Source organism: Usitatibacter rugosus, from assembly GCF_013003965.1.
Taxonomy (GTDB): Bacteria; Pseudomonadota; Gammaproteobacteria; order Burkholderiales; family Usitatibacteraceae; genus Usitatibacter; species Usitatibacter rugosus.
Genome location: NZ_CP053069.1, coordinates 1,363,833 through 1,376,900 on the forward strand (window position 1 = coordinate 1,363,833; position 13,068 = coordinate 1,376,900).

Annotated in this window: 16 protein-coding genes; 13 read left to right on the top strand and 3 right to left on the bottom strand. The window is 67.9% G+C overall.

The genetic code is table 11. The features are described from left to right. Positions 1-26: 26 nt before the first annotated feature. The 3 genes from DSM104443_RS06825 to DSM104443_RS06835 all read left to right on the top strand — a co-directional run bounded on the left by DSM104443_RS06825 (position 27) and on the right by DSM104443_RS06835 (position 3,106). Positions 27-377 (top strand): c-type cytochrome, encoded by a 351-nt coding sequence (locus DSM104443_RS06825; RefSeq protein ID WP_212757010.1) that lies wholly within the window; start codon positions 27-29, stop codon positions 375-377. A 9-nt stretch (positions 378-386) separates the two neighbouring features. Beyond that, entirely contained in the window at positions 387-1,655 is a 1,269-nt protein-coding gene (locus tag DSM104443_RS06830; protein WP_212757011.1) for an FCSD flavin-binding domain-containing protein, read from the top strand. 110 nt (positions 1,656-1,765) lie between these two features. Continuing rightward, a complete protein-coding gene (locus DSM104443_RS06835; protein WP_171090694.1) occupies positions 1,766-3,106 on the top strand; it encodes an ATP-grasp domain-containing protein in 1,341 nt (446 codons plus the stop codon). Here DSM104443_RS06835 and DSM104443_RS06840 read toward each other — a convergent pair. Genes DSM104443_RS06840 through DSM104443_RS06850 form a run of 3 tightly spaced genes read right to left on the bottom strand, consistent with a single transcriptional unit; the run spans position 3,103 to position 5,817 of the window. Then, on the bottom strand, positions 3,103-3,702 hold the full coding sequence (locus tag DSM104443_RS06840) for a GNAT family N-acetyltransferase (RefSeq protein WP_212757013.1): 600 nt from the start codon (positions 3,700-3,702) through the stop codon (positions 3,103-3,105). The genes DSM104443_RS06835 and DSM104443_RS06840 overlap by 4 nt on opposite strands. 10 nt (positions 3,703-3,712) lie before the next feature. After that, positions 3,713-4,285 (bottom strand): nucleoid occlusion factor SlmA, encoded by a 573-nt coding sequence (gene slmA / locus DSM104443_RS06845; protein WP_171090696.1) that lies wholly within the window; start codon positions 4,283-4,285, stop codon positions 3,713-3,715. A gap of 14 nt (positions 4,286-4,299) precedes the next feature. After that, the gene (locus tag DSM104443_RS06850) at positions 4,300-5,817 is read right to left on the bottom strand and encodes a helicase HerA-like domain-containing protein (protein ID WP_171090698.1); all 1,518 of its coding nucleotides are present in this window, start codon (positions 5,815-5,817) and stop codon (positions 4,300-4,302) included. Positions 5,818-5,906: 89 nt separating this feature from the next. Here DSM104443_RS06850 and DSM104443_RS06855 point away from each other — a divergent pair, with 89 nt between their 5' ends. The 10 genes from DSM104443_RS06855 to tolB are packed head-to-tail and all read left to right on the top strand — an operon-like array spanning position 5,907 to position 13,053. Continuing rightward, the gene (locus DSM104443_RS06855) at positions 5,907-6,635 is read left to right on the top strand and encodes a YebC/PmpR family DNA-binding transcriptional regulator (RefSeq protein WP_171090700.1); all 729 of its coding nucleotides are present in this window, start codon (positions 5,907-5,909) and stop codon (positions 6,633-6,635) included. After that, complete coding sequence (locus DSM104443_RS21730; RefSeq protein ID WP_212757015.1) at positions 6,635-7,204, top strand: GNAT family N-acetyltransferase; 570 nt, start codon at positions 6,635-6,637, stop codon at positions 7,202-7,204. Before DSM104443_RS06855 ends, DSM104443_RS21730 begins: the two co-directional genes overlap by 1 nt. Next, positions 7,204-7,734, top strand: coding sequence for a crossover junction endodeoxyribonuclease RuvC (ruvC, locus tag DSM104443_RS06860; protein WP_212757017.1), 531 nt, complete (start codon positions 7,204-7,206; stop codon positions 7,732-7,734). The genes DSM104443_RS21730 and ruvC overlap by 1 nt, the downstream gene beginning before the upstream one ends. Further along, a complete protein-coding gene (gene ruvA, locus DSM104443_RS06865) occupies positions 7,731-8,303 on the top strand; it encodes a Holliday junction branch migration protein RuvA (protein WP_171090703.1) in 573 nt (190 codons plus the stop codon). The genes ruvC and ruvA overlap by 4 nt, the downstream gene beginning before the upstream one ends. 4 nt (positions 8,304-8,307) lie before the next feature. Continuing rightward, on the top strand, positions 8,308-9,342 hold the full coding sequence (gene ruvB / locus DSM104443_RS06870) for a Holliday junction branch migration DNA helicase RuvB (RefSeq protein WP_171090705.1): 1,035 nt from the start codon (positions 8,308-8,310) through the stop codon (positions 9,340-9,342). Then, positions 9,339-9,782, top strand: a complete 444-nt coding sequence (gene ybgC, locus DSM104443_RS06875) for a tol-pal system-associated acyl-CoA thioesterase (RefSeq protein ID WP_246232552.1) — start codon at positions 9,339-9,341, stop codon at positions 9,780-9,782. Before ruvB ends, ybgC begins: the two co-directional genes overlap by 4 nt. Further along, positions 9,779-10,468, top strand: a complete 690-nt coding sequence (gene tolQ, locus DSM104443_RS06880; RefSeq protein ID WP_171090707.1) for a protein TolQ — start codon at positions 9,779-9,781, stop codon at positions 10,466-10,468. Before ybgC ends, tolQ begins: the two co-directional genes overlap by 4 nt. Before the next feature lie 4 nt (positions 10,469-10,472). Continuing rightward, on the top strand, positions 10,473-10,889 hold the full coding sequence (gene tolR, locus DSM104443_RS06885; protein ID WP_171090709.1) for a protein TolR: 417 nt from the start codon (positions 10,473-10,475) through the stop codon (positions 10,887-10,889). Between the two features lie 4 nt (positions 10,890-10,893). Beyond that, the gene (gene tolA, locus DSM104443_RS06890) at positions 10,894-11,751 is read left to right on the top strand and encodes a cell envelope integrity protein TolA (protein ID WP_171090711.1); all 858 of its coding nucleotides are present in this window, start codon (positions 10,894-10,896) and stop codon (positions 11,749-11,751) included. 27 nt (positions 11,752-11,778) lie between these two features. Further along, complete coding sequence (gene tolB / locus DSM104443_RS06895) at positions 11,779-13,053, top strand: Tol-Pal system beta propeller repeat protein TolB (protein ID WP_171090713.1); 1,275 nt, start codon at positions 11,779-11,781, stop codon at positions 13,051-13,053. The last annotated feature ends 15 nt before the right edge of the window (positions 13,054-13,068 follow it).

Genomic DNA, 13,068 nt, shown 5'->3' on the forward strand with positions numbered 1-13,068 from the left:
CCGTGCATCGATTCTCGAGGTGCCTCATGAAGCGACTCCTGGCAACGGTATTGCTGGCCGCGATGGCCGGCGGTGCGCAAGCGCAGCAGCCTGCTCCCGCGGCACCGCCGCCTCCGGCGTTCGCCGCCGCCAATCTCTCCGAATCGGGCGTGCGCTCGATGGCCGGCAGCTGCGCCATGTGCCACGGCACCGCGGGCAAGGCGGTGGAAGGCTCCACCGTCGCGCCGCTGGCCGGTCGTCCCGCCGCGGAGCTCGTGGGCCTCATGAACGACTTCAAGGCCGGCAAGCGGCCCGCGACGATCATGCACCAGATCGCCAAGGGCTACGGCGACGCGGAGGTCGCCGCGCTCGCCGACTACTTCTCGAAGCAGCGCTAGGAGGCCGCCATGACGATGCAACGCAGGCAGTTCCTGAAGGCAGGCGCGGCGGGACTTGCGATGACGGGCCTCGCGGGTTGCGCGAGCACGTCCAGCGCTCCGGCCAAGGCACGTGTCGCGGTGGTGGGCGGCGGCTATGGCGGCGCCACGGCCGCGAAGTACATCCGCATGCTCGATCCGGCGATCCACGTGACGCTGATCGAGCCCAATGAAGCCTTCGTTTCCTGCCCGCTCTCGAACATGGTGCTGGGCGGGTTCCGCGGCATCGGCGACATCACCACGCCGTACACAGGTCTCGCGAAGCACGGCGTCGAGGTCGTGCGCGACTGGGCGACGGCCGTCGACATGACCACGAAGACCGTGGCCCTGAAGGGCGGCTCGAAGGTCGCGTTCGATCGCGTGATCCTCTCGCCGGGCGTGGACTTCATGTGGGAAGCGCTGCCGTCGATGGCGAGCGCCGAGGCGCAGGCCGCGGTGCTGCACGCCTGGAAGGCGGGCCCGCAGACGGTGTCGCTGAGGAAGCAGCTCGAAGCGATGCCCGATGGCGGCGTCTTCGTGATCTCGGTGCCGCTTGCGCCGTTTCGCTGCCCGCCGGGGCCGTACGAGCGCGTCTGCCAGGTGGCGGCGTACTTCAAGGCCGCCAAGCCGCGCTCGAAGATCATCCTGCTGGACGAGAACGCGGACGTGATCTCGAAGGGGCCGCTCTTCAAGAAGGCGTGGACCGACCTCTATGGCGGCATGATCGACTACCGCCCGAACAGCAAGGCGGTGGACGTCGACTGGAAGGGCCGCACGGTGAAGCTCGAGTTCGGCGACCAGAAGGGCGATGTGTTGAACGTGATCCCGCCGCAGCGTGCCGGCGACGTGGCCAAGCCCTTCATCACGGCGAACAACCGCTGGTGCGAGGTGGACTGGACGACGTTCGAGTCGAAGGCGCACAAGGGCGCGCACGTGCTGGGTGACGCGCTGCAGGTGGCACCGCTGATGCCCAAGTCCGGCAGCATGGCCAACGGCCACGGCCGGATCTGCGCGACGGCCGTGGTGGCCCTGCTGAACGGCGAGGCGCCCAACCCTTCGCCCACGCTCATCAACACCTGCTACAGCATGGTGTCGGACAAGCTCGCCGTGCACGTGACCTCCGTCCACAAGTACGACGAAAAGGACCGCACCATGAAGACGGTGCCGGGCGCGGGCGGGGTCTCGGCGGCGATGAACGAGGCCGAAGGGGTCTACACCATGAACTGGGCCCGCAACATCTGGGCCGACGCGCTCGCCTGAGTCGTTACCGGACGTGTCGAAAGGGGGGCTGCCCGTCAGCCCCCTTTTCATTTCCGCTACACTCGGGACAAGGCTGGAATCCGACAACGGGCCGGCCGCGTAGAAATGCAATGACATCGCCCACGGACAAGCGCCGCATCCTGGTCCTGTTCCCCGACGAATGGGACCGGGCCATCGCCCAAGATCCCCGCTACCGGGGAACCCACGAATTCCTCTTCGAGGGCTTCGACCTCTTTTCCTTCCCCGAGAACGCGCGCCTGTTCACGTTCGACGCGCTCAAGTTCGCGGAGAAAGTGGCGCGGCGCCACGCGGGCACGGGCATCGAGGCGGTCGTCACGTCCGACGAGCAATTCGGCCCCTTCCTCGCCGCGCTCGTGAGCAAGCGCCTGGGGCTGCTGCACACGCCGCTCGCGGCCGTGCTCACCATCCAGCACAAGTACTACGCGCGGCAGGCGTTCGAACGCATCCTGCCGGGCACGAATCCCGCCTACGGGCTCCTGCGTCGCAACTACAGCAGCCCCGAAGACGTCCCCATCCCGTTCCCGTTCTACATCAAGCCGGTGAAGGCCGCGTACTCGGTGCTCGCCCGGCGCGTGGACTCGTACGCGGAGCTGCGCCGCCATACCGCCTTCGGCTGGTTCGAGCGCGCGATCATCGAGCGCCTCGTGAAGCCCTTCAACGATGTGATGCGCGCCCACTCGAGCTTCGAGGAGGAGCCCTTCAGCATGATCGCCGAGGGCATCCTGCATGGCCGCCAGGTCACGGCCAACGGCTACGCGCGGGATGGCAAGGTCACCATGCTGGGGACGGTCGACTCGGTGATGTACCCCGGCACCGATCACTTCCAGCGCTTCCAGTACCCGTCGTCGCTTCCGCCCGACACCTTGTCGCGCATCGACCAGACGGCGATCAAGCTGCTGGAGGGCCTGGGCTTCGAGCACGGCGTCTTCAACATCGAGCTGCGCATCGACCCCGCGTCGGGCGCGGTGCGCGTGATCGAGATCAACCCGCGCGCGGCGGGCCAGTTCTACGACCTCTTCGAGCGCGTCGACGGCTATTGCCTCTTCGACGTGCTGCTCGACCTCCACGCGGGCCGCGAGCCCGTCGTGCGCCACCGGCAGGGCCGCGACGCGCATGCGGCGAGCTTCGTGCTGCGCGACTTCACCGGCGACGGCCTGTCGCGCTGGCCGGGGCAACGCGAAGTGTCTTCGCTCCAGGCGGCAAATCCCGAAGCCCACCTCATGTTCTATCTCAAGCGCGGCGCCGACCTCGAGCGCGAGATGAAGTGGCTGGGGAGCTACCGCTATGGGACGTTCAACCTGGGCGGGGGCTCGCTGGAGGACCTCTTCCGGCGCTACCAGCAGCTGTGCGCGCAGATCCGCTTCCATCCGCGGGGCCACGTCGAGCCCTCGGTGGAATCGCTGCTGGCCCAGGTCGCCGGCGGCGACTAGCGCGCCACGCCCGGCTCGAAGCGTGCCGGGTCGAATTCGCGGTTCACGAGAGCCGTGAGCACGTGGTCGCGCCACTGGCCGGCGATATACAAATAATTCTTCGCGTAGCCCTCACGCTCGAAGCCCAGGCGCGCGAGCAGCTGGCCGCTCCGCTCGTTCGTGGGGATGTAGTTGGCCATGATGCGATGCAGCCCCATCTCGTCGAACGCGAAGGCGTTCAGCGCCTCGAGCGCCTCGCGCATCAGGCCGCGGCCCTCGTGGTCACGGGCGATCTGGTAGCCCAGGTGGCACGCCTGGAAAGGGCCGCGCACGATGTTCGTGTAGTTGCAGGTGCCGAGGACGGGACCCGATTCGGGACCGGGCGGCTGCAGCACGAAGCGCGCGGAGATGCCCGACTCCCACTCCACCTCGGCGCGCTCGAGGCGCTCGTGCCAGTACTTCGGCTCGAAGAAGCCCGGCGCGGGAGGCGGTGACCAGCGGTCAAGGTGGCCTTCCCAATTCTCGGTGAAGAAGCGCGCGACGGCGCCGGCCATCGAGGGGCGCCCGAGGCGCAGCGCCAGGCGCGGCGTGACCAGCTCGGGAAGGGCGGCGGGCACGGAGCTCACTTCAGGCGGCGAAGATCCGCCACTGCTGCGGCCAGCCCTCCATGGGTGCGCGCTTGAAGCCGCTCTTCGCGAACTGGTGCCAGCGGCCGATCACGAAAGCGAGGAGCGTGTTCGCGTAGGCATTCACGTCCCAGTCGGCGGGAAGCTGCGAGGCGTTCACCGCGAGGCGCGCGCTCTGGCGCAGGCTCGCCTCGAGGCGGTCGAGCAGCTGGTTCACGCGGGCCTGCAGGCGGTCGTCCTCGTTCACCAGCGCGTCGCCGATCAGCACGCGCGTCATGCCCGGATTCTTCTGCGAGAAGCCGAGCAGGGTGGTGACGGTGGTCTCCACCTGCTTCAGGGCGTCCTTCTCCTCGGCCTGGATCTTGTTCACGAGCGTGAACAGCGTCTGCTCGATGAACTCGATCAGCCCTTCGAACATCTGCGCCTTGCTCGCGAAGTGGCGATAAAGCGCCGCCTCGCTCACGTCGAGGCGCGCGGCCAGCAGCGCCGTGGTGATGCGCTCGCCCTTCGGGTCCTCCAGCATCGCCGCGAGCGTCTGCAGGATCTGGGCCTTGCGCTCGCCCGTCTTCGCCATCGTGCTCCCCCTTGTTACCGCCGGCCGCCGAAGATCGACCCCAGCACCCCGCGGATGACCTTGCGTCCCACTTCGCTCCCGATGGCGCGCGCTGCGCTCTTGGCGGCGGCTTCCATGGCCGTCTCGCGCGTCCGTCCCTTCGGCCCGGCCGGGCCTGCGCCCGGTAGTCCGATCTTCTCGAGGATACCGCCCCAGCCGCCGGCGGACTCTTCCTCGCCTTTTGCGCCGCCCGGACTTCCCGCGGGCGGTGCCGTCTTCTCTTCCGCTCTCGCGGTGAGCTTCTCGTAGGCCGATTCGCGATCGACCGCCTTCTCATAGTGCCCGGCGCAGAGCGATTCGGCGATGACCTTCTTGCGCTCGTCGGCGCTCACGGTGCCGAGGCGGGAAGCGGGCGGCACGACGAAGGCGCGCTCGACCGGCAGGGGACGGCCTTTCTCGTCGAGGAAGGACACGAGCGCTTCGCCGACCGCAAGCTCGGTGATGGCTTCCTCCACTTTCACTTTCGGATTCGGACGGAACGTGGTCGCCGCCGCCTTCACCGCCGCCTGGTCGCGCGGGGTGAATGCGCGAAGCGCGTGCTGCACGCGGTTGCCGAGCTGGCCCAGCACGGTGTCCGGCACATCGAGCGGGTTCTGCGTGACGAAGTAGACGCCGACGCCCTTCGAGCGCACGAGGCGCACGACCTGCTCGATGCGCGTGAGCAATTCCCTGGGCGCGTCGTTGAAGAGCAGGTGCGCTTCGTCGAAGAAGAACACGAGCTTCGGTTTCTCCGGGTCGCCGATCTCGGGAAGGGTCTCGAAGAGCTCCGAGAGCAGCCACAGCAGCAGCGTCGAGTACACGCGCGGGCTCGAGAGCAGCTTGTCGGCGGCGAGGATGTTGATGACACCCTTGCCATCGACCGTCTGCATGAGGTCGGAGAGGTCGAGCGCGGGCTCGCCGAAGAATTTCGCGCCGCCCTGGGATTCGAGCGTGAGCAGGCCGCGCTGGATGGCGCCCACGCTCGCGGTCGAGATGTTGCCGTACTGGGTGCGGAACTTCGCCGCGTTGTCGCCCGCGAATTGCAGCAGCGCCCGGAGGTCTTTCAGGTCGAGCAGCAGCAGGCCCTGGTCATCGGCGATCTTGAAGACCGCCGCCAACACGCCGGCCTGCGTCTCGTTGAGATCCAGGATGCGCGAGAGCAGCAGCGGGCCCATCTCCGAGACGGTGGAGCGGACGGGATGCCCGGCGTCGCCGAACACATCCCAGAACGCGACAGGCGAAGCCTTGTACGCGAAGCCCTCGATGCCGAGGGTCTTCACGCGCTCTTCCACTTTCGCGTTCCCGCCGCCGGCCGCGGCGAGTCCCGCGAGGTCGCCCTTCACGTCGGCCATGAACACGGGAACGCCGATCGAGCTGAACCTTTCGGCGAGCGTTTGCAGCGTGACGGTCTTGCCGGTGCCGGTGGCGCCGGCGATGAGGCCGTGCCGGTTGGCCATCGCGGGCAGCAGGCCCAAGTCTTCCTTCGACTTCGCGACCAGCAGGGGAGGAAGCACCGGTTTCGCTCTGGAGAGAGGCGGGACGCGAATGTTACCATTACGTTTTCCCGCTCGGCATTGACGCTTCAAGCGACAAGCAGACCCATATGGCAGGCCATAGCAAGTGGGCGAACATCCAGCACCGCAAGGGCCGCCAGGACGCCAAGCGCGGCAAGATCTTCACCCGCCTCATCAAGGAAATCACCGTCGCCGCGAAGATGGGCGGGGGTGATCCCAACATGAATCCGCGGCTGCGCCTTGCGGTCGACAAGGCGTACGAGAACAACATGCCGAAGGACAACGTCGAGCGCGCGATCAAGCGCGGCACCGGCGGCCTGGACGGCGTGAACTACGAGGAGATCCGCTACGAGGGCTACGGCCTCCACGGCGCGGCCATCATCGTCGACTGCCTCACCGACAATCGCGTCCGCACGGTGGCCGAAGTCCGCCACGCGTTCACCAAGTTCGGCGGCAACATGGGTGCTTCCAATTCCGTCGCCTTCCTGTTCAAGCATTGCGGCCAGCTGCTCTACGCGCCCGGCACGAACGAGGAGAAGCTGATGGACGCCGCCCTCGAGGCCGGAGCCGAGGACGTCGTCTCGAGCGAGGACGGCTCGATCGAGGTGATCACCGATCCGCACGAATTCGCCCGCATCAAGGCGGCGATGGAGAAGTCCGGCTTCAAGGCGGAGCTCGCCGAGGTCACGATGAAGGCCTCCACCGAGACCGAGTTCACCGGCGAGGACGCGGTCACGATGCAGAAGCTCCTCGACGCGCTCGAGTCGCTCGACGACGTCCAGGAGGTCTACACCAACGCGGTGATCGCGGGGGCCTAGTGGCGGAGCTCCTGCAGGCCCTGCTGCTCGACATCCCCGAGGTCCTCGAGACGAAGCGCCTCACGCTTCGCGCCGTCGGAACAGGCCACGGAGCCGAGTCGAACGCCGCGATGGCCGAATCGTTCGAGCAGCTGAAGCCCTGGATGCCGTGGGCGAAGCAGATGCAGAGCCCCGAGCAGAGCGAGGCCAACGCGCGCGAGACGCGCGCCAAGTGGCTCGCGCGGGAAGCCCTCGATTTCGCCTGGTTCCGCAAGGACGACGGGCTGCTCGTCGGGCGGGGCGGCCTGCACACCATCGAATGGGACATTCCGAAGTTCGAGATCGGCTACTGGGTGCGCACCTCGTGCGCGCGCCAGGGCTATGCGACCGAAGGCACGCAGGCGCTCGTGGATTTCGCGCGCGACGTGCTGGGCGCCCGGCGCCTGGAGATCGGCTCGGACGCGCGCAACATGCCCAGCCGGCGCGTGGCGGAGAAGTGCGGCTTCACGCTGGAGGGCATCCTCCGCCAGGCACGCCGCGACAACGCCGGCCAGCTCGCCGACGCGTGCGTGTACGCGAAGACGTTCTAGTGGCGGTGATTCGCATCCTCGGCATCGACCCGGGGCTCGCGGTGACTGGCTATGGCCTGGTCGAGAAGGACGGGCAGAAGCTCGCGTATGTCGCGAGCGGCCGCATCCGTTCGCGTCTCACCGACAGCCTGCCCATCCGGCTCTCCTCGATCCTCGAGGGCCTCGCAGAGGTCATCGCGGGCTATGCTCCGGGGGAAGTCGCCGTGGAAGAGGTGTTCGTCAACGTGAATCCCAAGTCGACGCTGCTGCTGGGCCAGGCGCGCGGGGCCGCGATCTCCGCGGCCGTCCTCGCGAAGCTGCCCGTGGCCGAGTACACGGCCATGCAGGTGAAGCAGGCGGTGGTAGGCAACGGGCACGCGAAGAAGGAGCAGGTCCAGGAGATGGTGAAGCGCTTGCTGAAGCTCCCCGGTGTACCGAGCCCGGACGCGGCCGATGCGCTGGCTTGCGCCATCTGCCACGCGCATGGCGGGCTGGGGCTGGGTGCCATCGTGACGCGGGGCCGGCGCGTGAAGCGCGGGAGGCTCTCGTGATCGGACGCATCTCGGGCGAGCTCGCGGAGAAGAATCCGCCCCAGGTCGTCGTCCTGGCCGGCGGCGTGGGCTACGAGATCGACGTGCCGATGAGCACGTTCTATAACCTGCCGCGCGTGGGCGACAAGGTGGTGCTCCTCACGCACCTCGTCGTTCGCGAAGATGCGCACCTGCTGTTCGGGTTCCTCACGGCGCATGAACGCACGACGTTCCGCCAGCTCCTCAAGATCAGCGGCGTGGGGCCCAAGGTGGCGCTGTCGGTGCTCTCGGGCCTGTCCGTCGACGACCTCGCCGCGGCCGTTGCCTCCGAGGATGCAGCGCGCCTCATGCGCGTTCCCGGCATCGGCAAGAAGACCGCGGAGCGGCTCGTGCTGGAGCTTCGCGACCGCCTGCCCGTGGCCGTGGCTCTCACCAAGGCCGGGACCACGCCGGGAAGCGACGTCCTCAATGCGCTCATGGGGCTTGGCTATAATGACCGCGAGGCCCAGGCCGCGGTGAAACAGCTGCCCCCGGACCTCGCGCTGACCGATGCCATCCGGCAGGCGCTGAAACTCCTCGCGAAGCCCTGAACGATTGATTGAAGCCGATCGACTGATCGCCGGATCGACTGCCTCGCCCCAGGAAGAGGGCGAGGAGCGCGCCCTTCGGCCCCGCCAGCTGGCCGAGTACGTGGGCCAGGTGAAGATCCGCGAACAGCTGGAGATCTTCATCTCCGCGGCGCGCACCCGCAAGGAATCCCTCGACCACGTCCTGCTGTTCGGCCCGCCCGGCCTCGGCAAGACCACGCTCGCGCACATCATCGCGCGCGAGATGGGCGTGAACCTGCGGCAGACCTCGGGTCCGGTTCTCGAGCGCGCGGGCGATCTCGCGGCGATCCTCACCAACCTCGAGCCCAACGACGTCCTCTTCATCGACGAGATCCACCGGCTGAATCCCGTCGTCGAGGAGATCCTCTATCCGGCGCTGGAGGACTTCCAGCTGGACCTCATGATCGGCGAGGGCCCGGCCGCGCGCTCGGTGAAGCTCGACCTTCCGCCGTTCACGCTGGTGGGTGCCACCACGCGCGCGGGCATGCTCACGAACCCGCTGCGCGACCGGTTCGGGATCGTCGCGCGCCTGGAGTTCTACACCGACAGCGAGCTCTCGCACATCGTGAAGCGCTCGGCGGGGCTGCTCGAGGTGCGCATCGAGGACAACGGCGCCGACGAGATCGCCAAGCGCTCGCGCGGCACGCCGCGCATCGCCAACCGCCTGCTGCGGCGGGTGCGTGACTATGCCGAGGTGAAGGCCCAGGGGATCGTCACGTCGCCCGTGGCCGACCAGGCGCTGCGCATGCTCGACGTGGACGCGATCGGCCTCGACCTCATGGACCGGAAGCTCCTGCTCGCCGTGATCGAGAAGTTCGGCGGCGGGCCGGTCGGCGTGGAGAACCTGGCCGCGGCCATCGGCGAGGAGCGCGACACGATCGAGGACGTGCTCGAGCCCTTCCTCATCCAGCAGGGCTATCTCCAGCGCACGCAGCGGGGGCGCATCGCGACCGCGCTCTGCTATCGGCACTTCGGCATCGTCGCCCATCCCCCCGGCCGGGAAGGAGAGCTGTTTCCGTGAGCCGCATCGCCGTGAAGCCGCGCCTGCAGCCGGAGCTGTTCACGTATTCGTTCCCCGTCCGCGTCTACTACGAGAACACCGACGCCGGCGGCGTGGTCTACCACGCGGAGTACCTGAAGTTCCTCGAGCGGGCGCGCACCGAGTGGCTGCGCCACCTCGGGTTCGACCACCAGGTCCTCGGACGCAACCATAAGGTGGTCTTCGTGGTCTCTTCCATGGCGATCGATTTCATCAAGCCCGCGCGGCTGGACGACATGGTCTCCGTGAGCGTCCAGCTGGAGTCGCTGGGCAAGGTTCGAAGTGTCTTCGTGCAGGAGGTCCGCCGGGAGGACGAAGTGCTGGTGAAGGCCAAGGTGACCGTGGCCTGCCTCACCGTCGATTCGTTCAAACCCGTCGAGATCCCCGAGCCGTTAAGGAGAAAGATGGAGGCCAGCCAATGATCGTGACCCACGACCTGACGGTCATCGGGATGATCGTCAACGCGAGCATCGTCGTGAAGGTCGTCATGGCGATCCTCGTGATGGCTTCCCTGCTCTCGTGGACGTACATCTTCATGAAGCTCTTCCAGATCCGGCGGGCTCGCCGCCTGGCGGACGATTTCGAGCGCGAGTTCTGGAGCGGCTCCGACCTCGTGGGGCTCTACCAGCGCGCGGCCAACGGGCGCTACGTGACGGTCGGCCTGGAGCGCATCTTCGAAGCCGGCTTCAAGGAGTTCCTGAAGCTGAAGGGCCGCGCGGGATCGGATGTGACCGCGCTCCTCGAGGGCACGCGCCGGGCCATGAAGGCCGCTTACCAGCGCGAGCTGGACGCGCTCGAGTCGCACCTGAGCTTCCTCGCCACCGTGGGCTCCGTGAGCCCGTACATCGGCCTCTTCGGCACGGTGTGGGGGATCATGAACGCGTTCCGGGGCCTGTCGAACGTCGCGCAGGCCACGCTCGCCCAGGTGGCGCCCGGGATCGCCGAGGCGCTCGTCGCCACCGCGATCGGCCTCTTCGCGGCGATCCCGGCGGTGATCGCGTACAACCGCTTCGCGCACGACATCGACCGCCTCGCGGGGCGCTACGAGAGCTTCATCGAGGAGCTCTCCAACATCCTGCAGCGCCAGTCGCACCAGACGGAGCGCTAGCGAGATGGCCCGCCGCACGCGCCGCGCGATGGCCGAGATCAACGTGGTGCCGTACATCGACGTGATGCTCGTGCTGCTGATCATCTTCATGGTGGCCGCTCCGCTCATCAACCCGGGGCAGATCGACCTCCCGCAGGTGGCCCAGAAGCTCGATCCCGCCGTGGCGCCTATGGAGGTGCGAGTGAGGGCGAATGGAGACCTCGCCGTCGTCGACCGCGCGAAATCGCCGGAGGAGCAGATCGTCCGGCGCGACGGGCTGGTGCAGTTGATCCGCCAGGCGCAGAAGGCCAATCCCGACCAGGCGATCGTGATCGCCGGGGACAAGGCCGTGCGCTACGAGGAGGTCCTGAAGGTGATGGACATCCTCCAGCAGAACCAGGTGAAGCGCATCGGGCTGCTCGCGCGTCCCGCGGGGCCCTGAGCGCGTGCCACGATCGGTGAAGGAGACGCCGCCCGCCCTGGAGAAGCGCAGCCAGCCGGGACGGCTGCGCGCGATCATCCTTGCTGTCATCGTGCACGCGATCTTCTTCGGGCTGATCGTGTTCGGCGTGACGTGGCAGAACAAGCCCGAGGCTCCCGTGGAAGCCGAGCTGTGGAAAGAGATGCCTCCCACGCCCCGCACCGGGTCGAAGCCGCCGGAACCGGATCCCACGCCCCCCAAGCCCGAGCCCGATCCGCCGAAGGTCGAGCCCAAGCCCGAGCCGGTGAAGCCGCCGCCCGAGCCCCCGAAGCCCGTCAAGGCCGAGCCGCCGAAGCCCGACCCGGCCGTGGCCGAGAAGGTCGAGCGCGAGAAGCGGGAGAAGGAGAAGCGCGAGAAGGTGGAGCGCGAGAAGCAGGAGAAAGAGAAGCGCGAGGCCGAGAAGAAGCGCCAGGACGACGCGAAGAAGAAGGCCGACGACGCGAAGAAAAAGCAGGAGGACGCGAAGAAGAAGCAGGAGGACGATCGCGTCCGCAAGGAAGCGGACCAGGCCCGCGAGGCGGCCTCGGCCGTGCGCCAGAAGGAGTTCGACCGGTATGTGAACAACATCCGGGCTAAAATCCAGGGCAAGGCCAACCCGCCCGACAACACAACCGGCAGGCCCGAGGTCGTGGTGCGCATCCGGATCCTGCCCGGCGGCGAGGTCCTCGAGGCCCAGATCACCCGCCCGAGCGGCAACCGGGCCTACGACGAGGCCATCTTGAGAGGCATTCGCAGCGCGTCGCCGCTGCCCGTACCCCCGGCCGATTCGGAACTTTTTCCCCAATTCCGGGACCTTAACCTTAACTTCACGCATGAACGCTAGGGCGCCGCGCCCATCGAATAGAACAATATGACGCGCTACCTGCTGACTTTCCTCGCTTCCCTCCTCTTCGCTGCCGCCGCCCAGGCCCAGCTCACGATCGAGATCCCCACGGCCGCCGGGCGCCAGATTCCCGTGGCCGTGATGCCCCTCAAGGGGGAGGACGGGCAGCCCCAGGCCATCAGCTCGGTCGTGAGCGACGACCTCAAGCGCAGCGGCCTCTTCCGGCTCGTGAACACGGTCGGCATCAGCCCGCTGCCCACGGAGCCCTCCGAGGTCACGTTCCCCGACTGGACGGCCCGCACGGCGGAGGCGCTCGTCATCGGCAAGGTGGATCCGCTGCCCGACGGGCGTGTCGAAGTTCGCTTCCGCCTCTTCGACGTCGCCAAGCAATCCCAGCTCGCGAGCTACTCGTACGTCGTGGCCCCCGCGCAGCTGCGCGCCACCGCGCACCGCATCGCCGACGTGATCTACGAACGCCTCACGGGCGACAAGGGCGTCTTCTCCACCAAGATCACGTACGTGGTGAAGCGGGGCACCCGCTACGAGCTGCAGGTCTCGGATGCCGACGGCTTCAACCCGCAGACGGTGCTCGCCTCGAACGAGCCGATCATCTCGCCGTCGTGGTCGCCCGACGGCAGCCGCCTCGCCTACGTGTCGTTCGACCAGAAGAAGCCCGTGGTCGTCGTGCAGAACCTCGCGCAGGGCACGACCAAGGTCGTCGCCGGATTCCGCGGCAACAACAGCGCCCCGTCGTGGTCGCCCGACGGCAGCCAGGTCGCCGTGGCCCTGAGCAAGGACGGCCTCACGCAGATCTATCGCGTGCCTTCCGGCGGCGGGGATGCGCAGCGCCTCACCGATTCGAGCGGCATCGATACGCAGCCCGCGTTTTCGCCCGACGGCCAGTGGATCGCCTTCACGTCCGACCGCGGCGGCACGCCGCAGGTCTACCGCATGCCGGCCGCGGGCGGTCCCGCGCAGCGCATGACCTTCGACGGCACCTACAACGTCGGCCCGCGCTTCAGTCCCGACGGCAAGAGCCTTGCGTACGTGCAGCGCGACGCGGGCCGTTTCCGCATCGCCCTGCTCGAGATCGCGACGGGGCAGGTCACGGTGCTCACCGAGGGCAGCCTCGACGATTCACCGTCCTTCGCCCCCAACGGTAAGATCATTCTCTACGAAGCCCAGGCCGGCGGCCGTGGGCAACTTGCGGCCGTTTCCACGGACGGTCGAGTCCGCCAGCGCCTGGCCTCCGCGGCCGGCGACGTGCGGGATCCCGCGTGGGGCCCCTTCCCGACCAATTGAGTTTCGACGCGTTCC